This window comes from Cyanobium sp. Candia 9D4 (assembly GCF_024346155.1).
Lineage (GTDB): Bacteria > Cyanobacteriota > Cyanobacteriia > PCC-6307 > Cyanobiaceae > Cyanobium > Cyanobium minutissimum.
In genome coordinates, this window is record NZ_JAGQCK010000003.1 from 249,026 (window position 1) to 274,838 (window position 25,813).

The following is a 25,813-nucleotide window of genomic DNA, read 5'->3' on the forward strand; positions in this document are numbered from 1 at the left end:
GCGCTCAGCGCACCGGCGAGATGGCGGTGCGGTGCAGCAGTTCGAGCACCCGCCGGCGGGCATGGCGGGTGGGCATCAACCGGACCAGGGGACGCAGGCGGCTGCGGCGCTTCTTGTGGGAGCGCACGCCCAGAAAGATGTCGTAAAGGAAGTTGAGACTGTCGGCGCGGCTCTCGAACAATCCCAGCCGCTGGGGTGAACCCTTGGCATCGAGAATCGGCTTGGTGGCGTGATACGCCGGCTGGTACTCGAACCAGGGGATCGACGGCCAGAGATGGTGAATCAGGTGGTAGTTCTGGCCCATGATCAGCCAGTTCATCAGCCTGCTCGGGTAGACGCGGGCGTTGTGCCAGCGGTTGCGGGACTGGAAGGGCCGGTGAGGGAGGTAATCGAAGAACAGACCGAGGGTGACGCCCACCATCAGGGCCGGAGCGAACCAGCAGTTGAAGACGAACGGCAGGAAGTTATGCCGGGCGGCCGCCACCACGATCAGCACGAAGATGGTGCGGGCCAGGACCCACTCGAACAGCTCGTTGTGGCGCCAGAGGCGATGGCGGAAGAAGAAGACCTCGTGATAGAAGAAGCGCGGGGCGATCAGCCACAGGGGCCCGAAGGTGCTGACGATGTGGTCGGGATCGAGCTTGGGGTCGTTGACGTGGGCGTGGTGCTGCAGATGCACCCGGGTGAACACCGGGAAGCTGAAGCCGAGCAGCAGGGCCGCCCCATGGCCCATCACCGCGTTCCAGATGCGGTTGGGATGGGCGGCGTTGTGGCAGGCGTCGTGGATGACGGTGCCCTCCAGGTGCAGGGCCAGGAAGCCCAGGGCCAGCAGGGCCGGCAGGGGCCAGCCCCCCACGAACCAGCCCCAGATCGTCAGGGCCGCCAGGCCATAGCCCGCCAGGAACAGGCCCACCGTGGGGTTCCAGGCGGCGGGGGGATCCAGGTACTCCCTGGGGACACTGAGCCGCGGCACGGGCGTGGTCGAAGCCACGGAGGCGGACGTGGGTGCCAGCGTGTCTGTCATGACCTGGGCCAGGTCCGGATCCCCATCGGAGGCCCCAGATTACGGAAGACGCCCGGTGGGCGCGACAGGGCAACCCGGGTCGGCGCGATCACGGCTGGTTGGGGCCGAGCGGCAGGCTGCGCAGGCTGCCGGTGATGTCCACCAGGGGGAACTCGGTGGCTCCCCAGCCATCGGGGGGCAGCAGCGACGGCGCGTCCGGGGCCGGGGCCACCGCGGCGCCGGCGGCGAAGGCGCCGTCGGTCCAGGCGAGCAGCAGCCCCCGCAGGGCGCCGCCGCCGTCAGCGAAGTGGGAGCGCAGGTTGAAGTGGTCGCCATCCTTGGCCAGTACGAGCCGGTGGCCGCCGCCGGCGTTGCGCGCTTCCATCGCCATGGGCCGCAGCGCCTCAGGACCGGAGGGCACCACCCAGTCGCGGCTGCCGCTCACCAGCAGCACCCGGCCGTTCATGGCGCGGCCCGAACCCTGATCGAACAGCAGCGACATCGGCGGGCTGACCGCCACCACCGCCTTGACCCGGGGATCGGCCAGGCCGGCCTGGTCGGCGGAGCTGAGGAAGCTGCACTGCAGCACCCAGCTGACATTGCGGGCCGGATTGGTGACGTCGTCGCAGAAGCGCTTGAGCAGGGCCGCACTGGGCCGGGCCCCGGCCAGCTGCAGCACCGTGGTGGCGCCGTAGGACTGGCCCATGGCCACGACGGCATCGGTGCGCAGACCGGCCGGCAACCCCAGGCTGCCGGCGGCGGCCGCATCGATGGCGGAGGTCATGTCCATCGGCCGCAGCCGCAGGTCCTCCGGCTTGGGGGGCGGCACCTGGCCGGAGAGCATGGCCTGCTGCTGCGACTTGTCGCTGCCGGGGTGGCGGGGCAGCAGCACGGTGTAGCCGTGGCTGGCCAGGTGCCGGCCCCAGCCCTCGAAGCTTTCGGGGTCGTCCCAGAGGCCGTGGGAGATCAGCACCAGACGGCCATTGGAGCCGGTTTCCGGCTGGATGGTGACCACCTGCAGGGGCTTGGGGCGGTGGGTGACGGGGATCGCCAGCTCCTGGCGCTTCACCGCCAGGGGGCCGGCCTGGCTGAGGGCCGGGCTGATCCCGGCGGCCGGCAGGGAGGCCACCAGCTGGTTGCCCAGGCGCTGCTGGCTGGTGAGTCGATCGATGGCGAAGACCACCCGCTGCAGGTCCACCGTGGCGCTCTTGCCGGGCAGGGCCTCCAGCACCTCCAGCAGGTTGAGGCTGCCCTTGGCCTGGCTGCTCTCCAGGGAGGCCGCCAGCTGGCTGGAGTCGAGCGGCTGGCGCACCCCCTCCACCAGCACCACCGAGGAGATCAGCAGCAGCACCTGGTTGACCAGGGGTGAACCCACCGACTGCTCGGCGAGGGCCTTGAGCGGCAGGGGCAGGGGCGTCTGGAAGGCCTCCACCAGCCGGCGGCCGATGGCGCCGTTGGTGGCCCGATCCAGCTCGGCGAGGTCACTGTTGCCGGAGAGCAGGGTGCGCTGATCCTTCAGCTCGCGGATCTGAACCGTGAAGGCCGTCTCGAGCAGGGGCAGGGTGAGCTGGATCTCCTCCAGCGCCCGGACGGGAGCCGCCGCCAGCAGCGGCCCCACGCCCAGGAGCAGCGCCGTGAGCTGGCGGAGAGGGCTCGTCATGCAGGCATTCCCATTGATGGGAAGCGTAGGTGCGCCCTCGAAAGCACACCCCAAGGGGGCCCGGATCCGTCAGGGATGCCCACCGGGGGACTTGAACCCCCACGACCTGAGCCACTGGAACCTAAATCCAGCGCGTCTACCAATTCCGCCAGGTGGGCCTGGATGGACTTTAGACAGACCGGCCGGTGCGATCCGTCGGCGGCGGCGCCCCGGTGGTCACCGCCCAGAATGGGACCAGACGTCGCCCCGGCCATGCTTGCCACCCTCGGAGGCTTCCTGGCCCTGCTGCTCGGCACGCTGCTGCTGCTGCTGCCCCTGCTGGCCTCGGAGCTGAGCCGGGCCAGGGATTCGGTGTGGGGGGCGGTGGTGCTGCTGCTGGGCCTGGTGCTCGTCACCAGCGCCGAGCGGCTCACCGGTGCGCCGATGCTGGCGGTGCTCTGCGGCGGCCTGCTGATCGGCCGGCTCGGGGTGGAGGTGGGCCAGGGCCGCTGGCGCCTGCTCACCGACGAAGAACGCCAACGGCTCTGGTCGTGGGAGCGCTGGCGGACCAGCCTCAGCCAGCTCGGGGCCTCCCTGGGGCGACTGCTGCAACTCGCCGGCGGCCTGGCCAGCGGCCTGGGGGCCTGGCTGGCGGAACGGCGCGCCGCCCGCCCCGCCAGCACCAAGAAGTGGGTGCGTCCCGAGGCGGACGCTGCCGCCCCAGCAGCGGCACCGGAGGCCGCCGCGGTGGCTGTGGCGGCGGAGGTGGCCCAGGAGGAGGTGGCCGCGGTGGAGGAGGTGGCGGCGGTGACGGCGGTGGCCGAGGTGGCCGAGCCGGAGACGACCGGGGCGCCCGAGGCGACCGGCGATGGGCCCCTGGTGGTCAGCGACTTCGAGGCGATCGACGCCCTGCTGGAGCAGGCCATCCCGGAGGCCCCGCCGGAGGCAGCGCCGGAGGCCACACCGGAAGCCCCGCCCGAGCCGACGACGCCGCTGCCGGAGGAGGGTCTCGGCGAGGCGGGATAATCCAGCCTTCTCGCGCCCCGGCGACGTGACGGCAAGCCCGGCGTCCTACAAGGACACGCTCAACCTGCTGCAGACGCCCTTTGCGATGCGGGCGAACGCCCGGGTGCGGGAGCCGGAACTCCAGGCCTTCTGGAAGGAGCACGACCTCTACGGACGCCTCAGCCGCGGCAACCCGGGGGAGCCCTTCACCCTGCATGACGGCCCGCCCTACGCCAACGGCGCCCTGCACGTGGGCCACGCCCTCAACAAGATCCTCAAGGACATCATCAACAAGCACGCCCTGCTGCAGGGGCGCCGGGCCCGCTTCGTGCCGGGCTGGGACTGCCACGGCCTGCCGATCGAGCTGAAGGTGCTGCAGGGGATGGGCAGCGAGGAGCGGCGGCAGCTCACCCCCATCGACCTGCGGCGCCGGGCCCACGCCTACGCCCTCGAGCAGGTGGAGGCCCAGAGGAGCGGCTTCCGGCGCTGGGGCATCTGGGCCGACTGGGAGGAGCCGTACCTCACGCTGCAGAAGTCCTACGAGGCGGCCCAGATCGGCGTCTTCGGAAAGATGGTGCTGGCGGGCCACATCTACCGGGGCCTCAAGCCGGTGCACTGGAGCCCCAGCTCCCGCACCGCCCTGGCCGAGGCCGAGCTCGAGTACCCCGACGGCCACACCTCCCCCAGCGTCTACGTGGCCTTTCCGGTGGTCGACCTGCCGGCGCCGCTGGCCGGGCTGCTGGCCGACGCCGGCATCGCCGGACCCACCGATGCGGCCCACCGGGAGCAGCTGTTCGTGGCCATCTGGACCACCACCCCCTGGACCCTGCCGGCCAACCTGGCGGTGTCGGTGAATGGCCAGCTGGATTACGCCATCTGCCGCGACGGCACCACCAACGGCGGCACCCCCCGCTACCTGGTGGTGGCCGCCCAGCTGGTGGAGTCGCTGCGCACCAGCCTGGAGCGCCCGCTCGAACCGCTGCTCACCCTCAAGGGGGCCCAGCTGGAGGGCATCCTGTACCGCCATCCGCTGCTGGATCGCACCAGCCCGGTGGTGATCGGCGGCGACTACATCACCACCGAAACCGGCACCGGCCTGGTGCACACGGCGCCGGGCCACGGCGTCGACGACTTCCACACCGGCAACAAATACGGCCTGCCGGTGCTCTGCCCGGTGGATGAGGCCGGCACCCTCACCGCCGAGGCGGGCCCCTTCGCCGGGCTGAACGTGCTCAAGGACGCCAACCCGGCGATCATCACCGCCCTGCGGGATGCCGGCCTGCTGCTGGCCGAGCAGCGCTACGAACACCGCTATCCCTACGACTGGCGCACCAAGAAACCGACCATCTTCCGGGCCACCGAGCAGTGGTTCGCCTCCGTCGACGCCTTCCGCGCCCAGGCCCTGGAGGCGATCGCGGCGGTGGAGTGGCTGCCGGCCAGCGGCCGCAACCGGATCGAGGCGATGGTGCGCGACCGGGGCGACTGGTGCATCTCCCGCCAGCGCTCCTGGGGGGTGCCGATCCCGGTCTTCTATCACCGCGAGACGGGCGAGGTGCTGCTCAACGCCGACACCCTGGCCCACGCCGAGGCCCTGATCGCCGAGCACGGCGCCGATGTCTGGTGGGAGCGGGACGAGGCGGGCCTGCTGCCGCCGGCCTGGGCCGACCAGGCCGACCAGTGGCGCAAGGGCACCGACACCATGGATGTGTGGTTCGACTCGGGCTCCTCCTGGGCCGCCGTGCTGCAGGGCCGGGGACTGCGCTACCCCGCCGATCTCTACCTGGAGGGCTCCGACCAGCACCGCGGCTGGTTCCAGAGCAGCCTGCTCACCTCGGTGGCCGTGAACGGGACGGCCCCCTACCGGCGGGTGCTCACCCACGGCTTCACCCTCGATGAGAAGGGCCGCAAGATGAGCAAATCGCTGGGGAACGTGGTGGACCCCGTCGTGCTGGTGGAGGGGGGCAAGAACGAGAAGCAGGAGCCTGCCTACGGCGCCGACGTGCTGCGGCTGTGGGTGAGCTCGGTGGATTACTCCGCCGACGTGCCGCTGGGGCCCGGGATCGTCAAGCAGCTGGCGGATGTGTACCGCAAGGTGCGCAACACGGCCCGCTATCTGCTGGGCAACCTGCACGATTTCGTGCCCGCCGAGCATGCGGTGGCGATCGAGGATCTCCCCCTGCTGGATCGCTGGATGCTGCAGCGCACCGCCAGCCTGATCGAGGCGGTGAACGCCGACTTCGAGCGCTACGAGTTCTACCGCTTCTTCCAGGCCCTGCAGAACTTCTGCGTGGTGGATCTCTCCAACGTCTACCTCGACATCGCCAAGGACCGCCTCTACGTGAGTGCGGCCGGCGACTTCCGGCGCCGCAGCTGCCAGACGGTGCTGCACCTGGTGGTGGAGCGGCTAGCGGGGCTGATCGCGCCGGTGCTCTGCCACATGGCCGAGGACATCTGGCAGAACCTGCCCTACCCGGTGGCCGAGGCCTCGGTGTTCGAGCGGGGCTGGCCCACGGTGCCGGAGAGCTGGGCGGGGCCGGAGCTGCTGGCGCCGATGCAGCGGATCCTGGAGCTGCGCGCCCAGGTGAACCGGGTGCTGGAGGGCTGCCGCGGCCGGGGGGAACTGGGCGCCTCCCTCGAGGCCCAGGTGCAGCTGGAGCTGGTGGCGCCGGCCGCGGATGGGGCGGTGGAGGCGGCCACCCTGCCGGAGGCCCTGGCCCTGGTGGAGGCCAGCCCCCACCCCGAGGTCGACAACCTGGCCGACTGGCTGCTGGTCTCGGCCCTGCGGGTGGGCGGGCCGCCGCCGGCGGAGACCCTCCTGGCGGAGACCGAGGAAGAGGGGGTGCGGGTGCGGATCGCGCGGGCGGCGGGGACGAAGTGCGAGCGCTGCTGGCACCACGAGAGCGACATCGGACAGCACCCGGAGCATCCCAGCCTGTGCGGGCGCTGCGTGGGGGTACTGGAGCGTCAGGGGGCGGGGTCCGCCTGATCTGGCCCCGGGCGGAAGCCAGGGCTCCGGTTCAGAGCACCCCGAAGGGGCTGAGCACTTTCCGGGCCGCCCGTTTGAGCGGCAGGGGGATGCCCCGGCGGGGGAGCTTGCGCACGACGCGGGCCGCCAGCCGCCGCGAGCGCACGGCGAGGGAATGGGACTGCAGCAGGGGATGGGGCGAGCGCTCCCGCAGCAGCTCGATCAGCCAGGCCGCCGCCGCCGGATCCTGCGAGCCCGGCGCCAGGGCCGCCTCGGCCAGGCGGAGGCGCTCGGCGAACTCCGCCACCATGGCGCGGTAGCCGCAGGCCTCGGCGACGGGCCCGTGGGAGGCATGAACCCGGGCGAAGTGCTGGAGCGACTTGCGCTCCAGCAGGGCGGCGTGGTCGAGCAGATCCTCGATGTCGTTGGCGATCCGCACGACGCTGGCCTGGGCGCGGACGATCGGCAGTTCCTCGATCACCGGCGGCGGGGCCATACGGGGGCCCGCGGCGCTGGCGGCCGCATAGGCGTGGGCGATGGCCTCCACCCTGCGGCCCACCAGCTCGCGCAGCAGGGCCCGGTTCCGCTCGGTGGGAGCCAGGTGCCGGCCAGAGCTGGTGTTGGGCATGTAGGCGGCATGCAGCAGGGAGGCCTTGACCAGATCGAAGGGGGCGCCGTGCACCACGAGGACACTGGCGGTGCGCACGACATGCTCCTGGAAGGTTTTCTTGGAGCCCCGGAAGGAGCCGCCGTGCAGCTCGGCAGCCACATCGAACACCCTGTTGAGCTCGGCGATCTCCTGGGGGGAATGGCCGTTCGCCAGACACTGACGTACCAGCAAAGGGAAGGAGTGGACATAGGGATAGGCGTGGTTGTCCACGGCCGCGGCCGCCTCGGCCAGAGGCTCCCGGGGGCGGGGCTGCACCGGCTCCATGCTGCCGATCTGGCGGTTGAGGAAGGAGGTCATGCTCTGAAGGGAGCGCAGCTTCCATTTGCTGGAGAGGTGGGCCACATCCCGGGCCGCCACCTCATGGCTCCAGCGCCTGCGGAAGGGCTCGATGTCGCAGAGCCAGTAGGGGGAGTGTTCGTTGGCGTAGACGTAGCTGACGACGGACTTTGGCTCGAAGATGACCCGGTAGTTCGCCTGCCGGGCCAGCATGGCGATGTCGATGTGCTCATTCACCTGCAGGTAGGCCTCATCAAGGGGGCCCAGCTCCTGGAGCATCGCCATGCTGAGCAGCATGCAATGGAACTCGCCGAAATCGGAGTCGCCCGCCTGCAGGGTTGGGGTGATGCGGGAGGCGGGAGCATTGGCGAACAGATGCTCTTCGTTGTATTCGATCTGGCCGTCTTTCTCCGACAGATGGTTCTTGCCGCCGGCCATGTGGATGCGATCGGCGGCGAACTCACCCATCAGGTAGAGGGGGAAAACGATGCCCGCTCCGGTTCGCTCCGCCGTGGCCACCAGGGTCTCGATCCAGCCCCTGGTGACGAGCACGTCGTTGTCGATGAAGCACACATATTTGGTCGTCACGGCCAGCAGCGCCTGGTTGCGTTGCTGGTTGGGGGTGCCGGGTGCCGCCGGGAACAGGCTCAGCTCGCCGCGGGCCTCGGCCGCCTCAAGCTCCCGGCGCACCGAGGGCGGGGACTGGCTGTCGCGGTAGTGCAGGACGAAGGGGTAGTCCCGGTGCTCGAGGATTGAGTGCAGCGACCGAAGGGCAACGCTGTGCCGCTCGCGGAACACCACGACGACGGTGACCAGGGGATGGGCCGGAGAGCCGCCCGGGCTGACACGTACGGGGGTGTTGCGTACGCCGCGGCGTACGGGGGCGTTCATCAACAGCCAATCGGAAGCCGGATTGTGATGATACCATCCATCTCCATGATGCATCTCAGTATGCCGAAGTCCGCGCCTGCCTGTGCACCGCATTGATGCATGGCCAAACTTTCCTGGCAGGACTTACTGAACACCCCCGCCTTTCTGATCAATCTCGATCGCCGGCCGGATCGCTGGGAGAGCAGCCGCCAGCAGCTGGAATGGGCAGGATTCACGGACACACGTCGCTGGTCGGCCTTTGACGGAGCCACGGGAAACGTCAGGGAGAGTCTGCAACCTTTCGGCATCCAACAACTGCTTGATCGGGAAGACTTTCTCAGCCTGCCCGGCGCCCAGGGTTGCGCCGTGACCCAGGTGACCCTGCTTCAGCACATCATCGAGCAGGGGTATCCACGGGCCTGCATCTTCGAAGATGACATCCGCTTTTCCCGGGGATGGCACCAGCTGGGGCCGGCGTTTCTGAGCCGAACCCCCGGCCATTTCGACCTGCTATTCATGGGCTCCCAGATTCAGTACGACGCCCTGCCCCGCTGGCATCCGGCCCGGCGGCTACATCGATCCCGCAAACTCACCCGCCTGAGCCAGAAAGCCTGGCCCCGGCCGTCGCGTTGGCTGGGCGATGTGGTGCAGGGGCCGCTCTATTGCCTGCATGCCCTCATCCTCACGCGCAAGGGTTGCCAGGAGCTGCTGAGGTTTCTGACCACCCAGCGGGAGGGTTTCTACATGCCGGATTGCATGATTCACGACGCCATGGCCGGACGATCCCATGTGTCGAGGTTTCCGCTGCGGTGGTATGCGTGGAACGGCCATCGCATCCCTTCCCTTGTGGAGGAACGGGGCAGCAATCCCCACTGGATCCGGCGCAACTGCGGCTTGGTGTATCAGGAGGAATCCTTCGGCACGGACGTTCAACCGCGCCCGGAGGTCTCGCCGGCCTGAGGCGCAGCGGCCGGGATGGTCAGCCCTGGCCGAACGCCCTGGGCCGGCGGGGTCGTGTCCTTCAGGGGGGGAACCAGGCGGGCGCCGAGGCTGAAGGCACCGGCCAGCAGGCCGGTCAGGGCGATCACCACACTCCACAGCTGCACCGGCCGGAGGGCACCGAGCAGGTCGGCGATCGAGAGGTCCGCCGGGTTGAGGGCCTGGGGACGGCGCGGTGCCGTGGCGCCAGCCGCCGGCGTCCGGGCCAGCACCTTCTCCTTCCAGTCGGCCAGCACGCCGTTGAATTCGTTGGAGGCCAGCGCCGCCGCCTCCAGGGGCAGGGTCTGGACGTACCAGTCGTAACCGGGCTCCAGCAGGCCCTCAGCCTTGAGCCCTGCCTCGACGATCACGAGCAGGGGCAGGTGCTTGCTGTAGGCCATCGCCGCCTCGATGTGGTTCCAGGGGGTGGGCAGGCGGACGTCGGCGAGGGTGGCCTGGCGCGGGCCACCGCGCTTGTCGAGGCCGGCGGGGAAGTAGGAGCGCTCCAGGGCGATGACGACGATGCCGGAACAGTGCTCCATCAGCTCGGTGATGGCCTTCAGGGGGGCATCGGCGCTGAAAGTGTTGCGGCCGACGGTTTTGGGAACCAGGGATTCCGTGCGCAGGCGATCTTCGATCGATCGCACGAAGGCTTCCTGCTCCGCGGTGGCGGTGCCCCCCACACTCACGAAGACGAGGGTTTCCTCCATGCCGCGCCACGCCACACACTTCAGACCTTAACGATGGCCGCCCAAGCGCGCCCGCTCCGCGTGCTCCCGGCGGATGGCGAGGGGCGGCGGTGGCTCAGAGGCCCAGATCGGACAGACCCGGGTGTTCGTCGGGGCGGCGACCGAGGGGCCAGTGGTACTTGCGATCGCTCTCCTGAATGGGCAGGTCGTTGATGCTGGCGATGCGGGTGTGCATGAAGCCCTGGTCATCAAACTCCCAGTTTTCGTTGCCGTAGGAGCGGAACCAGTGGCCGGAATCGTCGTGCCATTCGTAGGCGAAACGCACGGCGATGCGGTGGCCGTGGAAGGCCCAGAGTTCCTTGATCAGGCGGTAGTCGAGCTCCCGGGCCCATTTGCGGACCAGAAACTGCTCGATGGCCTCGCGGCCGCTGACGAACTCGGCCCGGTTGCGCCAGACGCTGCCCGGGCTGTAGGCCAGCGCCACCCGGGCCGGATCACGGCTGTTCCAGCCATCCTCGGCCAGGCGCACTTTCTTCGCCGCCGTTTCGGCATCAAAGGGCGGAAGGGGAGGCCTGGGGGCTTCCGGAGCGGTGGTCAAGGGAGCGATTCCACGGTGGGGGCAGGCTAGGTCAGGTGTCGGGGAGGTCTGGTGTTGACCGACCCTCACCGCCACGACGGCTCGCGGGTTCGTGGGGGCCCGACCCGTGCCTTGCACGTTTCTCCCTCTACCGTCACCAGCACAGGGCCGCCGCTGCCGATGGGGAGAGTCAGGGCACGCTCCACGGGACTGGGCACCCGGCGGCTGAGGCGTCTGGTGGTGCTCCAGCGCCGGGAACGTCAGCGCGGGCGCCGCGTGCAGCCCCGTTTCCGGCTGAGCCAGATCGGCGTGACGTCCCTGGGTGGCCTCACGGCCGTCGGCCTGATGGCCCTGTTGACGGCCTGGAGCGGGCAGGTGCTGATCGTGGCGCCCCTGGGAGCCTCCTGTGTGCTGCTTTTCGGGTATCCGCGCAGCCCACTGGCTCAGCCGCGCAACGTGGTGCTCGGCAACACGCTGGGGGGGAGCCTGGGGGTGGGGCTGGTGAGTCTGCTGGGCCAGGGGCCCCTGGTGCTGGCGCTGGCCGTGGCGCTCACGATCCTGCTGGGCCAGCAGCTGCGCTGCCTGCATCCCCCCGCCGGAGGGATGGCGTTTCTGGCCGCGTTTCTGGGGATGTCGTGGCCCTTCCTGCTGTTCCCGGTTCTCCTCGGATCACTGCTGCTGGTGGTCCTGGCCTGGGCCTTCAGCCGCTGGGTGCCGGGGGCGATGCCCTACCCCTTGCACTGGCTCTGAGGACGGCCTTATGGCATCAGTGGACTGGAGGTGGCGGCTCAGGTGAGTGGAATGACTTGGACATCGTCTTCGCCCTCAGCGGGAACCTCTCGGGATGGCGTATCGACTCAACGGACAAATCAACGTCTAGATCAGGCCAATAGAGATGGTCGGCCGTGGGTCGCACGACGTTGATGATCTGCTGAATCGTAGCCGCTTTGAACCAAGGAAACTCGGCATAAGGAAGGGCCAGCTCCTCATCATCAATAAGCATCCAGATGCAATGGCCAGAAACATTCGTGACCTCAGCCCCCAAAGTAGTTGTTCCAGGCATCGACAATCTCCTGTTGGTGTAACTCGACTAACCGCGGAAGAAGAAAAACCGAAATTCGCCATCCTGGAAGACGGTTGGTGACAATGGCGCTCCCGAGCTTCATTGACAGAGTAGCCCTGCTGGCACGAGCAGGAGAACTCGACCATGGCCCGATGGCCTACCGCCTTCAATGGGGAATCGAGTAGGTGTTGCCCCGCTCGCTGCGCACCAGGAAGGCGGAGGACGTCTGCCGGTAGGTGGCCAGGGTGGTGCGGCCGTTGCTGGGCTCGGTGATCAGCAACTTGCCGCATTCCTCCTGATCGCCCTGGCCGCAGGTCCAGGGCTCGCCCACCTTCTCCATCTCGATCTGCTTGCCATCGGAGCGGAAGGTGACCGTGAACGAGGTGGAGCCGCCCGCGACCAGGCAGGCTTCGGGGCGGCCGTTGAAGCGGCAGGTCTGCCAGGCGGTCTGGGCGTGGGCCTCGGGGATGGCCGGGGTCAACAGACAGGCAACAGCGCAAAGAGCGGCCAGGGGGGAACGCATCGGGCAGGGGCGCCGGAAGGATCCACTCTCGCCCGCGCAGTGCCCAGAGCTGCCCCGACGATCCCGAGGCGGGTCAACCTGCCGGCCACTCCAGAAATGATCAGGACGGCCTGCGCTTGGCTTGCGACAGGGAGGCATAGGGAAAAGGGTTGCGTACGACGTCCCCACTGGCAAGTGGGCCCACTCGGCCAGCCTGGTTCCAATGTTGTCGGCTTGAAAGCATCCTCTAACGCTCCCACGCACATTGCCTCTGTGCCGTACTCGACGGTGAATTGACGGAGGAAAAATCTTGCGTGAAACTGACATTCGGTGCATCGCCCCGACCTCCCGGAAGGAGCATCTATTCCATTCAGGGGGCGAGAAGTGCCCTTGTCATGCTTTGCGAATTTTCGTATCTGATCAGGACAAAGCAAGGGGGACGCATTCCATCGCTATAGGGTGTTAATAGATAAACTTGAAGAGATGAATTTTGATACGTCATACTCTTTCTGTCGCCTCTGGTCCGAGCCCTCCCTCAGCGCGCCTGTCTCAGATGGTTCAGCACGGCGCAACCGTTGCCGCCTGCATGTCGGTGGCATGGCTGTCCGCTGGGTCGGCGCTTGCGGCGGAGACACTCGACCAATCCAATGCCCCGGCATCCTGGGGCGGCTCAGCGCATCAGGTCACCACTAAGGCGGAGCAGACCGTCTCACCAACGCTGAGCTGCCTCACCCGTGTAGAGATTGGCCTCATGACAGGCAACCGTGGCAGAGGTGGGGATCTGGTGACGTTGAGGGTCCTTGACTGGAGCAATCTTCGTCAACCAAAGCAACTCGCCACCATCGACGCCAGCGTCCAGGATGGTTTTGACGGCTTTTTGAGCTTCAAGATGCCCGGCGGCGGCATTGAAGTGCCACGCAACTGGCTGGCCCTTCAGGTGGAAAGCCGCAAAAACATCTTCTGGTGGAAGTACCAATTAGGCGATCCTTATCCGGGCGGGCTGTACTTCTTCGGGGGTTACGGTGACACCACTCGCGACTATCTGTTCAAGACCTACGGACATTCTGGGAACTGCAAGAAGTTTTCGCTTACGGTCACGCCCAACCCCATTCCCCTGGCGCAGGGCGGAAGCAGCACAGCAACGATTGGCGTGAACCGTCAACCCGGCTTCACGGACCCAGTGAACGTTACGTTCGCACTACCCAGTGGTGTGACGAGCTCACCCTCTACCTTCGCGATCAAAGGTGCCACTGAACAATCGACGCTCTCGGCGAATGCCAAAGCACCTGCTGGCCAGTTCTCCGCGACGGTTTATGGCACCGAATCGGGCGGAACGTCGCCTACACCGACGAGTTTCCAAGTCAATGTGACCCCTGCCACCTTGGCCCAGCCAAAGGTCACCAGCGTCACCCCGACAGTGCAGCAGAAGGGAGGAACGATCACCGTGAAGGGCAGCGGCTTCGACCTGAACTGCAGTTTGAACGACGTGGACTTCGCCGGGGTCAAGGTGAAGGCCAATTCCTCATGCGTTCCTGGCGCTCTCACACTCACGGTGCCGACGCAGGCACTGTATGGCTCGACAACGCTGAAGGTCATCAGCAAAGGGGTTACCAGCAACGGCATCCCCTTCTCGGTCGGACGCCAGGTGGGTGGCTTTTCCGAGATCACGAGTGACGTGCTGTTTAGGACTAAGACCCGTTCCTGCGCAGGCGGCACGGTGAAGGTCGAGGTTCCGACCGGCACGCCGAGTCTGCCCAGCGGCACGCGTTATGTCGCTTCCTACCAGAAGGTTCCGGTGAACAGTCTCGTCGGTAATTCTTCGATCCCCTTTCAGTCCGACTTCTCCTACCTCGACACGTTTCCCAGGACTTCGACGAGGTTCATCATCTCCGGCATTGGGGGCGCAGGGTTCAGCCTCTGCAGCGTGGGGCTGGTGTTCGACGGCGGGAACGGTGGTTCTGCGCGCTTGTTCCTGAGGGACCTCGAGACCGGCGCCAACTTCCGGGGATCGCCGTACAGCGTCGCGATTCGCGTGCCAAGGCTCACCAAGCCCTATTCGCAGAACTACCACCCACGCTTCTTCCGAAGCCCGGACGGAACGATCATCCTCGTCGTCACCGCAGCGGCGGAAAGCGGCACTGGCCATCTCATCGCGACGTTCTACGACACGGTCACCCGCGCGGACCTATCCAACGTGCCCGTCAGTAAGCCCGCCAGTAGTGCGACCATCGGTAATCCAGCCATCAGCGCCATGCTCGGCGCCGACAACCGGATCACGCTCACCGTCGGGCATGAGACGCTGGCGCCCATCCGCATCCCCTGAGCAGGCGCCGATGCTTCACCCCCCATCACGTCAACTCCAGCCCCCTCCCACCCAGGGCTGATTGAAGTGACACAACGTCTACGGCTGTACCAAAGGAATCACTTGCCTTCCATGACGGCGATAGATCTGGAAGTCACTATCCGTCGTGAGAAGCAACGGCGCGTCGTTGATCTCCGCCAGGCGAATCAATGCGGCATCCGCCAGAGAAGCGGGCACATTCTCATACCGCTTGAAAAGTGCACTGACAGAGCCAATCTGCTCCTGGAGCACGAAAGGCAATTGAACGACTCCTCGCTCAATGAACTGCAGGGCCAACGCAGGATCAAAACCGGAGCGCCTGAGCAGAAAGCAGGTCTCAGCGACCACAGCCTCACAGCTCAGCAGTGGAGGCGGCAATCGCCTGAACTGCTCAACAGCCCATTTGTGATGGGTGTCGTTGCGACTCAACAGCGCCACCCAAGGTCCCGTATCAAGCAGAACCGTCATAAACGATTGGCCCCGAAATCAGCCAGATGAGCAGGGTTGGATGACAGATCAGCGGGTCCGCCTTCGCAACAGCCCACGAGGTCAGCCAACAAATCAGCGGCGGAGGGTGGTGCTGCGTCATCCACGCCCTGCTCTGGGGATTGAAGAAACGCTGTCAACGCGCGTCGAACCAACTCAGACTTGCTGAGATGGCGCCGTTGAGCCTGCTCCGTGAGCTGCGCATCAAGGGCCTCGGTCAACTTGAGCGAGATCACCGCCATGGCAAGCACCGAGTCATCGACATGCCGATCCTACCTGCTGACAAGCGGTATTACGGCTCAACCCTCCCCCAACCCCCGACAAGCCCGCAACACCACATCGGCGCAGCGGCCGTACACAGCGGCTTGCCAGGCGGGGCTGTCGATCAGGAAGGCGTCGCGCACCTGGCGGCGGATCGCTTCGCGGTGGGGGGTGGGGCGATCGGGAACGGCGTGCAGCCAGGCATCGGCGCGCAGGGCCGCCAGCACCTGATCGATCGGCCGGGTGCCGAACTCCAGGGCCAGGTAGGTGAGCTCCACCGCAGGGAGCATGCGGCGCAGAAACACCGGCACCGAGCCCGACACCACCGACGAGCTGGAGGGGCCCAGGCCGGGGCGGGTGACCCCTGGGCCATACCAGCGTTGCAGCCGCTCCCAGTCGTCGTTGGTGGCGCCGCTGCCGATCAGCTCCCCGTAGCCCCAGGGGCCCAGGCCGGTGTGCAGGTCGATCACCGCCAGGCGGCGACAGGCCGGGCCCAGGTGCTCGGTGAGGATCTTCTCCAGGGTGGACAGCGACCAGCTGGGGCGGCTGCCGCCGTAGAAGAGGCCGGTGGGATGGGTGTACTGGCCGCGCTGCAGCGCCGCCTGGTAGGCGGCCATCCCCTGCTCACGGATGAAGGCCTCCAGCAGGGCGTCGGCCCGTTGCCGCTCGGGCCCGTCCCAGTCGCTGGGCAGCAGGGCGTCGTGGAGGGCGTCGTAGCCCGGGTTCTCGGGCAGGGGGCCGCGAAAGTCGAGGCCGTTGCGGTTGAGATCGATGTTGTGTTCGTTGCCGCGGCGCAGCCAGGCGAAGCCATGGGGGTTGAGGGCATGGATCAGCAGCGCCCCGCCGCCGGCCGGCAGGGCGCCGTGGAGTTCATCCAGCAGAACCCCCACCTGGCAACCGGATCCGGCCAGGCCCTCCACGCCGTGGGTGCCGGAGATCAGCAGCAGCAGGGACTCGGGCTCGGCGGCGCCCAGGGCCGCCGCATCGATGGCGAGCGGCTCGTCGGCCGGGCCGCGGTGATCGGGCAGGACATGGCTGGTGAGCCGGGCGCCGGCGCCATGGGCGGCGGCCAGGAACGCCTCACGGGCCGAGGGGTAATCGGGGCGGAAGAAGTCGCTGGTGGCCATGGAGGAGGGGGTGGGGCCGTGGGCGATCAGGAGGGGTAGTCGTCGTGGCGAGTCACCGTGCGGATGTTGGCGTCGCTGGTGAAGATCTTCCCAAGTGCTTCGATGATCTGTATCACTTCCTGCGAGCGGTCGATCCACCGGATCCTCGACCAGGACCATTGTCTTGGCTCCCGGATGGACAGCACCAGGGCGCAACGCTCACGATTGGGGTCGGCGTCTGGATCGGAATAGATGCATAGCCCCATCCGGAAGCCAATACCTTCCGTCTGGAGCCACCAGCCCCAGTCTTCGTTGAAGAAGTACGGCACATGGATTCCGACCAGCGGAAGCTTCGTTTGCAGATAGGTGCACAGGGGCTTTTCCTACCATTCCATCATTGACGAGTTCCTCCTTCTATCGCTCGAGAGCAGGAAACTTCGTTCTATCGATCAGCGAGCAGGATTGGGGTGTCATGAATTCACGCCTAAACGGTCGCCATCACCTGAGCACATGGAGAAACCGGGGCATACAACACTTGCATAGGGGCTACACAGGGGAATGGCTATGCATAGAGTTCAGACCTTAAACTTCTCGAAGTACGCCGGATCAACGTCATACACAGTGCGCTTGAATACACCAAGTTCAACCTTCTGGAACATTTCAACTAGTTTGTCGCCGTCGACAAGTTCAACATGAGGCGCTCCTTCTCTGTTCGCTTCCTGGATAGCAGCATTGCTAAACCCAGAAGTGGTAATGATGATGCCCTTTTCAGCCCTCCCAATCATTGTATTGCGAAAATCTCCCACTTGAGCACGCGAGACGAGGTTACCTTTTGCGTAGCGCTTGCATTGGAAGAGAACCCTGAAGCTCACAAAGGAATTAATCTCCAATGTCCCGTAGCCATCAATTCCACCATCAGCAGAGCCCCCAGTGACCTCGACGTTTTCAAAACCTGATTCCCTGAGAAGCTCTCTGCAGACTTTCTCAAAGCCGGAAGGACTGATGGATCTGAGGGTGTTCAATAGATCGAGCTTCTCTTCTTCAGTTGGGTCCTCTGTGTTTGTTCCTAGCGGGTGCATATCCTCTTCAGTCTCCTGAGCCTCTCGCTTTTGCTTTCGATTCTCAGCGTGGATGGCGACCCACTTCAAGAAGATATCTCTAGCCTCCTTGTCATCAAGTTCGGCATTGCGTCCCTTCTCTGTAAGCGTCCATGTTCCATGCTTTGACGAATCCAGCAAGCCTTCCCACACGAGATACTGCCTGGCCCATGCAACCTGGTTATGAAACTTACTTCCTCCCGACTTAAGCGTCTGATCAAGCAATTCATCTGGCAGGTTGAGATTTTTAGCAATGCGTGCAGAGACTTCTCTCGGCCGGCCTGAATCGCCAAGATCCCGAAGTGCAGCAAGCAAGGGTCCAAACCACCTAATGAATTCAGCCTGGGCTTTCTTAGCCATTATCAGAAGGTGACCTCATCATTGTAGATGGACGCTTGCGCATGACAAATGAACTTCTAAGGCTTCTCAAAAGTGGCAGGAAAGTAGTCGAAAACGCAAGTAGAGAATCGATGGTGGCCTGTCCACTCGAGGGTCATGCTAGGCGTCATTAGGAGGATTCAGCCGAACCAATAGAGGCATGTGGTCACTCCATTGCAACCACGTGTCAGATTCACCGACCCAAGCTGAACAGTCACCTAGCCACGCACTAGGCGCGAAGGTGTAATCTATGTGATAAGCCTTGGCAGGATTCCGCTGCAAAAAGAACGTTGGTTCCGGCTCTAAACCCTGCGGGATTCCGCGACAACGATGATAGGCGCTCTCCAGTCCGATTTCCGAGAGCTCTCTGACTACATCAGTGTGGTTCCACCAGCGATCCCATTTATCCCAGCGGACATTACTATTCAGATCCCCCACAATCACCGTTGGCTGAGTTGAAAGCACAGCGCGGTGAGCCTGGATGAACTTCCAGAGCTGTCCAATGTATTGGAAAGTAGGAGAGTTTGCTTGTCGCGTCCAAGCAGCCACGAGCAAGAAGCTACCGTAAACCCGGCACGGAAGAAACGATTCGAGTTGGCCTAAATCAAGATCAACAGGGGCAAGTTCTACTCCGGGAGCAGCGAACACTCCAAGACCCCTATGTTTATTCTTTCCAGCCCACAGGTAGTTCTTCGCCCATGACTTATACGAAGCACTCGTGGAGTAACCGGGATCCTCGCACTCTTGAATGACAGCGATATCAAACCTCAAAGCGTCTAACGCATCGAGCTTGTTGCGCAAGGCGCCGTTGCAGTTCCAGGTTAAAATGTGCATCCTTCAAAATAGAACACTCAGCTGAGACACTTCAGCGGCGTCGGCTGGAGCGAATAGTTACGCGCTCACTTGAGCTTCCCGACATGTTAGTAGTCTCGCATCCCAAAACTAATATGGTTCCTCACTTCGGCTGAAGGACGGCCTACCCTTCATAAAGTTCTGGCGGGAAGGACTATTAATGTCTTCCCAATTCCATTTCCCGTCTAACCAAGTAAGTGTGACGACGGCTAACTCATTTGGGCCGGCTTCAGCAAATTCGACTTGAGCCTCGTAGTCGTTTCTGGCTGCGCCCACATAATGTCGGTAACGCACCTCGCCTAGGTTGCCGTCCCAAGACTGCACCACTTTCGAACGCCAACTAGCATCACCAAAGATCGAACTATATCGCGGGTGACTCTCTCCCTGTTCAGCAAGTTCAACAAAAATCCGCCGGTTGGTCGGGCTTACAAGGCCTGCGAGGGCAATAACGTCCCTCGCACGATAGGCATTCAGTATCGAATACGCTGTTGACTTCGCATCAGTCCGGTCAACTTGAGAAAGAGAAAGGACCGGCACCTGCCCTTTAGAAAGGCTATCTGAAGGCTGTGTCTGCGTTGCGGGAATGCTAACGGGCGGTACTTTCTTCTCTGATGGTGTACCAATGATGCCTGCGGTATACAGAGCGGTGACAAGACCAGCCACCCCCGCAAGCAGACCGCCTAATGCGGTAAGAATGCCAGGCAAAGTCGACCAAAAGGAGCTTTTTTGTTCTGTCATCGGGACCCTTGTGTTCTATCCCAACCACGCCGAACAAGCCATTGGACGGTTCCGAGAACCACTCCTCCGACTTGCTCCCTTTCCGAAAGCCGCCTGACAAGCGGCAGGGAGAATGGTCTGAAGTCCCGATGCCGCATAGCCCTTCGAGAGCAACTTCCGCTTTCTAGCAGTGGTTCACGCGTCAGATAACCATCTGTAACCAGCGCTACGCAAGTCTTGCCAACCCGCCGAACTTGATCAGTTCAAGTCCCCCAAGGACATCCAGCCCATTCACCCCCGCGCACTACGCAGAGCAAACGGCACGGTGAGCAGCAGGCTCCCCCCGGCGATCACGAACAGCCCCGGCAGGGAGATGTCGATCAGCACCCCCGAGAGCGCCTGGGACAGGGGATCGAAGGCGACGCCGGCCAGCATGGCCAGGGCCATCACCTGGCCCTGCAGCGGTGCCGGGATCTCCCGCTGCAACCAGGCCGTGGCAGCACCCCCACCAGGCCGCCGCCGATCCCCATCGCCGCCAGCAGGGCGGCCGCCGTCCACCACTGGCCGGCCACCGCCAGCCCCAGCAGCCCCGCCCCCAGCCCGGCCGACAGCCAGCCCAGCGCGCCCCCCGGAGGTCAGGGGGGCCGAACCGGCCGGCCCACCACACCCCCACAAGGGCGCCCACGCCGTAGGCGGCCTGGAGCCAGCCGTAGGTGGCGGCGTCACTGCGGCGCGCTCAAGGCCTCAGTCGTTACCAAGCACCCCCGGCCACAGCCCTCAGCTGCCGAGGAGCAGCCGCAGGCTGGCCAGCAGCAGCACGCCGCCGAGCAGCCGGCGGATGGCGGTGGCGGAGAGGTGCACGCTGCCGAGCTGGGCGCCGATCGCGCCGCCGCCGATGGCGATCGTCGCCAGCAGCGGCAGGTGGGGGGGCAGGTCGGTGCTGGCGCCCAGGTGCCCCAGCAGGGCGGCGGCGGAGTTGATCAGGATGAACACGCTGGAGAGGCCGGCGGCGGCCTGGGGCCGGGCCCAGCGGCGGTGGATCAGCAGCGGGGCGATCAGCACGCCGCCGCCCATGCCCGTGAGGCCGCTGAGCAGGCCGATGGTGCCGCCGGCGAGCAGCGCGTGCGGCAGCCTCGGCGGCGAGACGGCGAGCTCCGGCCGATCGCGGCGCAGGAACAGCGGCAGGGCGGCGGCCAGCAGCAGGCCACCGAGCAGGCGGTTGAACACCGGAGCCGGCAGGGAGAGGTAGCCGCCGAGGCCGGCCAGCGGCACCGAGGCCAGGGCGAAGGGCCCCACCAGTCGCCACGACACGTGGCCGGCGCGCACGAAACGCTGGGACACCACCAACGACACCAGCACGTTCAGCACCAGGGAGGTGGGCTTGATCGTGGCCGCGGGGAAGCCGAACAGGGCCATGGCCGCGATGGTGCCGGAGGCGCCCGCCTGGCCGACGCTGCCGTAGAGGATCGCGATCGCCGCGAGGGTGACGCAGAACAGCGCCAGGGTGGTTTCAGCCATGGGAGCCGGCGGCAATCATGCGGGGCCGGCAGCCATTCAGCCACGCCTGGAGCCGCGGGACCTCAGGCTGCCTCGAGGCTGGCTTCGGGGGCCAGCTCCCGTTCGGCCCAGGCCGCCAGGGAGCGGGCGGGGCGCCCCAGCACCTGCTCCACGCCGTCGCTGGGGCCGGCGTCGGCGCCGTTGCGGATCAGGGCGAACAGCACCCCCAGCAGCTCGGCGTAGTCGGGGGGGATGCCGGCCGCGATCGCGCCGGCGAGATAGTCGGCCGGCGCCACATCCTCGTAACGCACGGGCCGCCCCAGCCGCTGCCCGATGACCGCGGCGGCCTGGGCAAAGGAGAGGGCCTCCGGGCCGCTCAGGTCGTAGGCCGCTCCACCCAGCGCGGGGCGCTGCAGCAGGGTGGCGGCCACCTCGGCGATGTCCTCGGCGTCGATGAAGGGTTCCAGGCCGTCACCGGCGGGGGCACTCAGCACCCCCTGGCGCACGCCGGCGGCGAAGACCCCTTCGCTGAAGTTCTGGTTGAACCAGCTGGGCCGCACGATCGCCGCCTCCAGGCCGGAGGCCAGCAGCGCCAGCTCCGCCTGCCGCAGGGGCTGGCTGTCATCGGCATCGACGCCCCGGGCGCTGAGCAGCACCGCGCGGGCCACCCCGGCCCGGCGGGCCCGCTCCACGAAGGCGCCGACCGGCGGCGCCACATCGACCACGAAAGCCGGCGGCACGATGTAGACCGCCTCGACGCCGGCCAGGGCATCCTCGTGGCTGCCGGGATCGCTCCAGTCGAAGTGCACCGGCTGGTTGCGGCCACCGGGCGGCTGGGGGCTGCGGGCGGCCGTGCGCACGCTATGGCCGGCCTGCAGCAGCCGGTGGCTGACGCGGCGGCCGGTCTTGCCGGTGGCACCGAGAACCAGGACGGTGGCCATAGGAACTCCTGAGCGGGGCAGCGGCCGGTGGCGCTGCCGGGGTGATTACTCAAGGACGATTCCGCTGGACGGTCGGCACCCGCGGCCACAGGGGGGTGTGGCGAGCTTGGCCGGCGATGGGGGCGCGGGCCGGCCAGGGCCGGAAGGGGCGATGCTCTTCGCCCGCCCGCTCACGATCGAAGGGTCGCCGTCAGGCGCTTCGGATGCTGCAGCAGCGCCAGTGCCTCAAGAACGCTGGTGCAGACGATGTCGGCACTGGCCAGGGACGCGGCCGATCCGCCCTCGCCTTGAATCAGCGCGATCCCCACGGCGGCGGCCTCCAGCATCAGGCGATCATTGCGTCCGTTGCCGATGGCGACGCTGGATGCGGCGCCCAGCCTGGTGATGAACTCCAGCTTCGTCTCGGCCTGGTGTTCCACGGGGGTGATCGTTAGGGACACCGGCAATCCGCTGAGCTGGGATCGGGCCAGACCGAAGGTGTCGGCGGTGATCACATGCACGTCGATGCTGGTGGCGATGTCGGAAAGGGCCTCCGCCACACCCGGGAGAAGCACGCCATCGAGGGCCAGCGTGCCGTTGTAGTCGGACACCAGATAAGCCAGCTCGAGCTGGCCGAAACCGGAGATGTCGATGGAGATCATGACGGCCGTTTGTTGAGAAGGCTACAAGCAACTTTTCCGGAGCCCCGGGATCTTCTTCCGGCCCATACCATGCGTGAGCAGAACCTCATGCCAGTTCTGCTTAGATTTGATGATGGCCAGATCGATCCGCTCTCCAACAGCAGCAACAGGGGACGATTGGCTTCCATTTGTGAAGTTGCCGAACACGGGAACTCCCAAGACGGCAGGACGGGGTGATGGGTCATTCTGTCTCTTCCAAGCGACAGTTTGGGGGCCTGTTCCCATGACGCGATGGTCGCAGGTCATTCCTCGGCAGTCCACTTCTCTGCCCTCGGGAGAAGCTGCATGAGACGGTCCAGTCGTTGGCCCAGGGACCGATGGGGATGGTTCACAAACTCCTCCCACGACGACTTCCAAAGCTTGCGTTGCCGATAGGAGATCAGATCTGTGCCTCCGACGTTGAGAAGACAACCACCGATCTTCGGCGGCCAGCCGCCAAGCAAGGGGGAGCCACGCGTGGCGCTGATGGTGTCGAAACCGGGACAGGCAGGCCTTGGCCAGTCCTGAGGGTTGAGCGGAGCGGGCCGACGCCGGGATGGCGCCTGGGCCGCGAGGTGGAGGTCCGCCTCGATCAAAGGGTTGGCCGCCACAGCTGGGTCCTTGAAGATGGAGCGCTCTGCGTCTAGCGAATGAGCCACCAGAGCAGGACCAGCCAGGCCGCCAAGCCAAGCACGATGCCAACGTCAACGAAGGGCGACCTGCGCCCTGTTCCCCACATCACAACCGCTACCGGTGTGCCAATGGCGGAGTACAGGGCGTAGTCGTAGAAGCAGGCACGCAGAACCCAGATCCACGGACGCGGCGGGCGGTACAGGCTGCTTGAGGAGAGCAAGCCCCAGAAGGGTCTGCCTGCCAGGCCGGGTGGCGCCGCGCGTGGAGGTCTCGGCCATGGGGCCTGGGAACGGCGGTGGTGCGGGGGTGGCTCGCCGGTCGCTGCGGCCTGCCTACCATCGCCCCCTTCGCCGCCCTTCCCCATGGCCAGCCAATGGCAGAACTTTCTGCGCAACCTGGGGGAGTGGCGGGGCAGCTTCACCACGATCAGCGCCGGCGGCGAGGTGCTGGAGAGCCACCCGTCGGTGCTGACGCTGGCAGCGGGCGATGACGACGACCACCTGGTGCGCTTCAGCCTGCAGCGCTGGCCCGCCGGCACGGCGATCGCAACGGGCGGCGGACCGGCGCCGGGGGCGGGCGAGCCCAGCCGCGCCATGGAGCAGGACTACCGGACCCTTGGGCGCCAGGTGGTGTTCTTCGAGTCCGGGGCGTTCAACAAGGGGTCGCTGCAGGTGGCGCCGAACACGGTCTTCGGCGGTGAGTTCGGCTTCATCGCGGCCGACCGGCGCCACCGGATCGTGCAGCTGTACACCCCCGACGGCCGCTTCGACCAGCTGGTGCTGATCCGCGAGTTCCGCGCCAACAGCGACGCCTCCGAAGGCGCGCCCGCCAGTGCCGAGCGACTGCTGGGCCACTGGGAGGGCCAGTCAGCCACGATCAGCGCCGACTGGAGCGAGTCCGACACCAGCGACGTGCGGCTGGAGCTGGGGCCCGCGGAGCTGGCGGAGCTGCGACTGCTGCCCGATGGCGGCTTCGTGCACCTGCCGGAGCAGGTGAGCCACCGGTCGGCCTTCGAGCTGGTGGGTGGCTGGCTGCCGGCCCCGGGCCGGATGGAGCGGCTGATCCGCCGCTACGACGCCACCGGTGCCTGGATCTCCGCCAGCCACGAGGTGCTGGAACGCGTCTGAAGGGCCGCGCAAGTCGAGGCGGTTGTGGTTGATATCAATTTTTGGGTTCGTTGCCGCGGCGCAGCCAGCTGAAGCCATGGGAGTTGAAAGCCTCAGGTTCATGGAGAGCCACCTTCGGCCAGGAAGTATTTTCGCTGGGGATCCTTGGCGCTGGTGCCGATCTCGCGCACCAGCCCGCGATCGATCAGACGGGCCAGCCGCGTGCGCGTGGCCCGGGCCGACAGCCCGATGATGGCCGCAATCTCACGGGTGGCCAACCCCTGGCCTTCGTTCAGGCTGGCGAGGATCGCCTGCTCAGTGGCGTCGACCACTACTGGGCCCACGGGGACGGTGGCAATGGTGACGCGAAAGCGATTGGCGATCTCCTCGAACATCGGCGGCGGCAGGCCCGCGTCTCGACAGACTGCCGTCATCCGCTGGATGCCGCTGCCCCATTGCTCGATCAGCCCCAGCGCCTGGAAGACGCGGCCGATCACGCGGTTGCGCAGCTTGGACACCCCATGGGGCAGATCCTCCACCGTGAGGCCGAAGGGCAGCAGACCGGGATTTTCGATCTCCAGCCGGTCATCGAAGATCCACAGCCGGATCGGTGCGCCCCGCTGGGAATAGTCGGTGTGGACCACCGCATTGATCAGGGCCTCGCGCACGGCCTCGGGCGGCAGACTCCAGCGGTCGGTGCGGCGTACCGCACCGATGGTGGCGCCATGCCAGGAATGCTTCTGCACGAACGCAATCGCTTCCTCCACGGCCTGCACGGGGAAGGAGTGGATCTCGACCCGATCGAGGATGCGGCTCTTGTCGCTGCCGGCGAAGCGCCCGGCCTGGATCCAGGCATCGGGAAAGTGCCGCTCGCGGTCATGGCCGAAGAGGATCATGCCGCCCACGGTCGGCACCGTCTTCCCCTGGTGGTCGCCCACGAGCCGCAGGGTCTCCAGATCGCTGCGGCGGAGTTCGCGGAACGGTGCGAACGACTCGGAAGCCGCTCGGAAGTCGATCGCTTCCGAGCCGAGCCCCGGCGAGGACTGCTCGTCAAAACCTTCTCCCCGGGAGAAACGGCGGAGCTCCTCGATCAGCTCGGCATCGGCGCGTCGGTTGGTGGAGCCCACCCGCAACATACACGCCTGCGGCAGGCCCCTCGCGAATCAGGTGATGGGGACGGCTCGGGCTGGGGTACACCTGCAGGGCCAGCACCTGCGTCTGCCGCCAAGGCAGGATCTCGATCTCCGGCACCAGCCGAGGGCTGATCCGGTCGCTGATCAGGTTGGCGAGCCGCTCCTCCTCATCCAACGGGTCAGCCACGCCGCGCACGTTGCGGCTGCGATCCTCCACCCCGATCAGCAGCGCGCCGCCGGCCGTGTTGGCGAAGGCCACGATCGTTTTCAACGCCCCATCCGGCGAGGAAAGATCACGCTTGAACTCCAGCGTCTTGCCCTCAGGGCGCTTGAGCAGGTCGAGCAGGTCCATCCTGCTCAGAAGTGTAC

General features: G+C 66.2%; 26 protein-coding genes and 1 tRNA gene. 6 read left to right on the plus strand and 21 right to left on the minus strand.

All coding sequences use genetic code 11. The features are described from left to right. Positions 1 to 4: 4 nt before the first annotated feature. The 3 genes from crtR to KBZ08_RS09500 all read right to left on the minus strand — a co-directional run bounded on the left by crtR (position 5) and on the right by KBZ08_RS09500 (position 2,821). Complete coding sequence (gene crtR / locus KBZ08_RS09490; protein ID WP_106220774.1) at positions 5 to 1,024, minus strand: beta-carotene hydroxylase; 1,020 nt, start codon at positions 1,022 to 1,024, stop codon at positions 5 to 7. An 88-nt stretch (positions 1,025 to 1,112) separates the two neighbouring features. Continuing rightward, positions 1,113 to 2,663: an alpha/beta hydrolase gene (locus KBZ08_RS09495; protein ID WP_106220775.1), complete on the minus strand. Its 1,551-nt coding sequence runs from the start codon at positions 2,661 to 2,663 to the stop codon at positions 1,113 to 1,115. Positions 2,664 to 2,739: 76 nt separating this feature from the next. Further along, positions 2,740 to 2,821 (minus strand) — tRNA-Leu (locus tag KBZ08_RS09500). Between the two features lie 94 nt (positions 2,822 to 2,915). On the opposite strand from KBZ08_RS09500, the gene KBZ08_RS16345 reads away from it, so the two are divergent. Together KBZ08_RS16345 and ileS are read left to right on the plus strand one after the other, a co-directional pair. Further along, entirely contained in the window at positions 2,916 to 3,668 is a 753-nt protein-coding gene (locus KBZ08_RS16345) for a Ycf66 family protein (RefSeq protein ID WP_261359257.1), read from the plus strand. A 25-nt stretch (positions 3,669 to 3,693) separates the two neighbouring features. Then, positions 3,694 to 6,633, plus strand: a complete 2,940-nt coding sequence (gene ileS / locus KBZ08_RS09510; protein ID WP_315861251.1) for an isoleucine--tRNA ligase — start codon at positions 3,694 to 3,696, stop codon at positions 6,631 to 6,633. Between the two features lie 31 nt (positions 6,634 to 6,664). Here the strand turns inward: ileS and KBZ08_RS09515 are convergent, their stop codons facing one another. Next, entirely contained in the window at positions 6,665 to 8,449 is a 1,785-nt protein-coding gene (locus KBZ08_RS09515; RefSeq protein ID WP_254972533.1) for a glycosyltransferase family 2 protein, read from the minus strand. Between the two features lie 99 nt (positions 8,450 to 8,548). On the opposite strand from KBZ08_RS09515, the gene KBZ08_RS09520 reads away from it, so the two are divergent. Continuing rightward, a complete protein-coding gene (locus KBZ08_RS09520) occupies positions 8,549 to 9,388 on the plus strand; it encodes a glycosyltransferase family 25 protein (RefSeq protein WP_254972534.1) in 840 nt (279 codons plus the stop codon). Here KBZ08_RS09520 and KBZ08_RS09525 read toward each other — a convergent pair. Both KBZ08_RS09525 and KBZ08_RS09530 read right to left on the minus strand, forming a co-directional pair. Continuing rightward, entirely contained in the window at positions 9,358 to 10,116 is a 759-nt protein-coding gene (locus KBZ08_RS09525) for a hypothetical protein (protein ID WP_254972536.1), read from the minus strand. The two genes, KBZ08_RS09520 and KBZ08_RS09525, sit on opposite strands and share 31 nt — an antisense overlap. A 94-nt stretch (positions 10,117 to 10,210) precedes the next feature. After that, positions 10,211 to 10,693 (minus strand): nuclear transport factor 2 family protein, encoded by a 483-nt coding sequence (locus KBZ08_RS09530; RefSeq protein WP_254972537.1) that lies wholly within the window; start codon positions 10,691 to 10,693, stop codon positions 10,211 to 10,213. Positions 10,694 to 10,852: 159 nt separating this feature from the next. Between KBZ08_RS09530 and KBZ08_RS09535 the strand changes: the two genes are divergently transcribed. Next, entirely contained in the window at positions 10,853 to 11,422 is a 570-nt protein-coding gene (locus KBZ08_RS09535; RefSeq protein ID WP_254972539.1) for an HPP family protein, read from the plus strand. A 16-nt stretch (positions 11,423 to 11,438) separates the two neighbouring features. Here the strand turns inward: KBZ08_RS09535 and KBZ08_RS09540 are convergent, their stop codons facing one another. Then, entirely contained in the window at positions 11,439 to 11,735 is a 297-nt protein-coding gene (locus KBZ08_RS09540) for a DUF2442 domain-containing protein (protein ID WP_106221106.1), read from the minus strand. A gap of 166 nt (positions 11,736 to 11,901) precedes the next feature. Further along, positions 11,902 to 12,258, minus strand: a complete 357-nt coding sequence (locus KBZ08_RS09545) for a hypothetical protein (RefSeq protein ID WP_254972542.1) — start codon at positions 12,256 to 12,258, stop codon at positions 11,902 to 11,904. 532 nt (positions 12,259 to 12,790) lie between these two features. On the opposite strand from KBZ08_RS09545, the gene KBZ08_RS09550 reads away from it, so the two are divergent. Continuing rightward, on the plus strand, positions 12,791 to 14,560 hold the full coding sequence (locus KBZ08_RS09550) for a hypothetical protein (RefSeq protein WP_254972544.1): 1,770 nt from the start codon (positions 12,791 to 12,793) through the stop codon (positions 14,558 to 14,560). A gap of 78 nt (positions 14,561 to 14,638) precedes the next feature. On the opposite strand, the gene KBZ08_RS09555 is transcribed toward KBZ08_RS09550, so the two are convergent. The 11 genes from KBZ08_RS09555 to KBZ08_RS09605 form a co-directional block, all read right to left on the minus strand. Then, positions 14,639 to 15,046: a type II toxin-antitoxin system VapC family toxin gene (locus tag KBZ08_RS09555; RefSeq protein WP_106220783.1), complete on the minus strand. Its 408-nt coding sequence runs from the start codon at positions 15,044 to 15,046 to the stop codon at positions 14,639 to 14,641. Further along, positions 15,043 to 15,306: a ribbon-helix-helix protein, CopG family gene (locus KBZ08_RS09560; RefSeq protein ID WP_106220784.1), complete on the minus strand. Its 264-nt coding sequence runs from the start codon at positions 15,304 to 15,306 to the stop codon at positions 15,043 to 15,045. The genes KBZ08_RS09555 and KBZ08_RS09560 overlap by 4 nt, the downstream gene beginning before the upstream one ends. Before the next feature lie 57 nt (positions 15,307 to 15,363). Beyond that, the gene (locus tag KBZ08_RS09565) at positions 15,364 to 16,452 is read right to left on the minus strand and encodes a M14 family metallopeptidase (RefSeq protein ID WP_254972546.1); all 1,089 of its coding nucleotides are present in this window, start codon (positions 16,450 to 16,452) and stop codon (positions 15,364 to 15,366) included. Between the two features lie 26 nt (positions 16,453 to 16,478). Beyond that, on the minus strand, positions 16,479 to 16,760 hold the full coding sequence (locus KBZ08_RS09570) for a hypothetical protein (RefSeq protein ID WP_254972547.1): 282 nt from the start codon (positions 16,758 to 16,760) through the stop codon (positions 16,479 to 16,481). Positions 16,761 to 17,006: 246 nt separating this feature from the next. Further along, a complete protein-coding gene (locus KBZ08_RS09575) occupies positions 17,007 to 17,888 on the minus strand; it encodes a restriction endonuclease (protein ID WP_254972549.1) in 882 nt (293 codons plus the stop codon). Positions 17,889 to 18,026: 138 nt separating this feature from the next. Beyond that, positions 18,027 to 18,740, minus strand: coding sequence for an endonuclease/exonuclease/phosphatase family protein (locus KBZ08_RS09580; RefSeq protein ID WP_396122401.1), 714 nt, complete (start codon positions 18,738 to 18,740; stop codon positions 18,027 to 18,029). Positions 18,741 to 18,848: 108 nt separating this feature from the next. Next, positions 18,849 to 19,496, minus strand: coding sequence for a hypothetical protein (locus KBZ08_RS09585; protein WP_254972553.1), 648 nt, complete (start codon positions 19,494 to 19,496; stop codon positions 18,849 to 18,851). Between the two features lie 270 nt (positions 19,497 to 19,766). After that, positions 19,767 to 19,961, minus strand: a complete 195-nt coding sequence (locus KBZ08_RS09590) for a hypothetical protein (RefSeq protein WP_254972555.1) — start codon at positions 19,959 to 19,961, stop codon at positions 19,767 to 19,769. 291 nt (positions 19,962 to 20,252) lie between these two features. Next, complete coding sequence (locus KBZ08_RS09595) at positions 20,253 to 20,993, minus strand: sulfite exporter TauE/SafE family protein (protein ID WP_254972557.1); 741 nt, start codon at positions 20,991 to 20,993, stop codon at positions 20,253 to 20,255. Between the two features lie 62 nt (positions 20,994 to 21,055). Then, the gene (locus KBZ08_RS09600; RefSeq protein ID WP_254972558.1) at positions 21,056 to 21,913 is read right to left on the minus strand and encodes an NAD(P)H-binding protein; all 858 of its coding nucleotides are present in this window, start codon (positions 21,911 to 21,913) and stop codon (positions 21,056 to 21,058) included. A 170-nt stretch (positions 21,914 to 22,083) separates the two neighbouring features. After that, positions 22,084 to 22,554 (minus strand): HAD family hydrolase, encoded by a 471-nt coding sequence (locus KBZ08_RS09605; protein ID WP_254972560.1) that lies wholly within the window; start codon positions 22,552 to 22,554, stop codon positions 22,084 to 22,086. Between the two features lie 1,013 nt (positions 22,555 to 23,567). On the opposite strand from KBZ08_RS09605, the gene KBZ08_RS09610 reads away from it, so the two are divergent. Next, positions 23,568 to 24,332: a DUF3598 family protein gene (locus KBZ08_RS09610; RefSeq protein ID WP_254972562.1), complete on the plus strand. Its 765-nt coding sequence runs from the start codon at positions 23,568 to 23,570 to the stop codon at positions 24,330 to 24,332. Between the two features lie 98 nt (positions 24,333 to 24,430). On the opposite strand, the gene KBZ08_RS09615 is transcribed toward KBZ08_RS09610, so the two are convergent. Beyond that, positions 24,431 to 25,438 carry an ATP-binding protein gene (locus tag KBZ08_RS09615; RefSeq protein WP_254972564.1) on the minus strand — a complete coding sequence of 336 codons (1,008 nt, stop codon included), beginning with the start codon at positions 25,436 to 25,438 and terminating at the stop codon, positions 24,431 to 24,433. Beyond that, positions 25,362 to 25,796 (minus strand): helix-turn-helix domain-containing protein, encoded by a 435-nt coding sequence (locus KBZ08_RS09620; protein WP_254972565.1) that lies wholly within the window; start codon positions 25,794 to 25,796, stop codon positions 25,362 to 25,364. Before KBZ08_RS09620 ends, KBZ08_RS09615 begins: the two co-directional genes overlap by 77 nt. Positions 25,797 to 25,813 lie beyond the last annotated feature (17 nt).

What these genes read in the sequence shown, in the direction of transcription:
- KBZ08_RS09535 (WP_254972539.1), top strand. Translation starts at nt 10,853, where the DNA reads ATGGGGAGAGTCAGGGCACGCTCCACGGGACTGGGCACCCGGCGGCTG.
- KBZ08_RS09495 (WP_106220775.1), bottom strand. Translation starts at nt 2,663, where the DNA reads ATGACGAGCCCTCTCCGCCAGCTCACGGCGCTGCTCCTGGGCGTGGGG.
- KBZ08_RS09515 (WP_254972533.1), bottom strand. Translation starts at nt 8,449, where the DNA reads ATGAACGCCCCCGTACGCCGCGGCGTACGCAACACCCCCGTACGTGTC.
- KBZ08_RS09540 (WP_106221106.1), bottom strand. Translation starts at nt 11,735, where the DNA reads ATGCCTGGAACAACTACTTTGGGGGCTGAGGTCACGAATGTTTCTGGC.
- KBZ08_RS09620 (WP_254972565.1), bottom strand. Translation starts at nt 25,796, where the DNA reads ATGGACCTGCTCGACCTGCTCAAGCGCCCTGAGGGCAAGACGCTGGAG.
- KBZ08_RS09525 (WP_254972536.1), bottom strand. Translation starts at nt 10,116, where the DNA reads ATGGAGGAAACCCTCGTCTTCGTGAGTGTGGGGGGCACCGCCACCGCG.
- KBZ08_RS09605 (WP_254972560.1), bottom strand. Translation starts at nt 22,554, where the DNA reads ATGATCTCCATCGACATCTCCGGTTTCGGCCAGCTCGAGCTGGCTTAT.
- KBZ08_RS09600 (WP_254972558.1), bottom strand. Translation starts at nt 21,913, where the DNA reads ATGGCCACCGTCCTGGTTCTCGGTGCCACCGGCAAGACCGGCCGCCGC.
- KBZ08_RS09555 (WP_106220783.1), bottom strand. Translation starts at nt 15,046, where the DNA reads ATGACGGTTCTGCTTGATACGGGACCTTGGGTGGCGCTGTTGAGTCGC.
- KBZ08_RS09545 (WP_254972542.1), bottom strand. Translation starts at nt 12,258, where the DNA reads ATGCGTTCCCCCCTGGCCGCTCTTTGCGCTGTTGCCTGTCTGTTGACC.
- KBZ08_RS16345 (WP_261359257.1), top strand. Translation starts at nt 2,916, where the DNA reads ATGCTTGCCACCCTCGGAGGCTTCCTGGCCCTGCTGCTCGGCACGCTG.
- KBZ08_RS09550 (WP_254972544.1), top strand. Translation starts at nt 12,791, where the DNA reads ATGGTTCAGCACGGCGCAACCGTTGCCGCCTGCATGTCGGTGGCATGG.
- KBZ08_RS09565 (WP_254972546.1), bottom strand. Translation starts at nt 16,452, where the DNA reads ATGGCCACCAGCGACTTCTTCCGCCCCGATTACCCCTCGGCCCGTGAG.
- KBZ08_RS09520 (WP_254972534.1), top strand. Translation starts at nt 8,549, where the DNA reads ATGGCCAAACTTTCCTGGCAGGACTTACTGAACACCCCCGCCTTTCTG.
- crtR (WP_106220774.1), bottom strand. Translation starts at nt 1,024, where the DNA reads ATGACAGACACGCTGGCACCCACGTCCGCCTCCGTGGCTTCGACCACG.
- KBZ08_RS09580 (WP_396122401.1), bottom strand. Translation starts at nt 18,740, where the DNA reads ATGCACATTTTAACCTGGAACTGCAACGGCGCCTTGCGCAACAAGCTC.
- KBZ08_RS09610 (WP_254972562.1), top strand. Translation starts at nt 23,568, where the DNA reads ATGGCCAGCCAATGGCAGAACTTTCTGCGCAACCTGGGGGAGTGGCGG.
- KBZ08_RS09575 (WP_254972549.1), bottom strand. Translation starts at nt 17,888, where the DNA reads ATGGCTAAGAAAGCCCAGGCTGAATTCATTAGGTGGTTTGGACCCTTG.
- KBZ08_RS09595 (WP_254972557.1), bottom strand. Translation starts at nt 20,993, where the DNA reads ATGGCTGAAACCACCCTGGCGCTGTTCTGCGTCACCCTCGCGGCGATC.
- KBZ08_RS09560 (WP_106220784.1), bottom strand. Translation starts at nt 15,306, where the DNA reads ATGGCGGTGATCTCGCTCAAGTTGACCGAGGCCCTTGATGCGCAGCTC.
- KBZ08_RS09585 (WP_254972553.1), bottom strand. Translation starts at nt 19,496, where the DNA reads ATGACAGAACAAAAAAGCTCCTTTTGGTCGACTTTGCCTGGCATTCTT.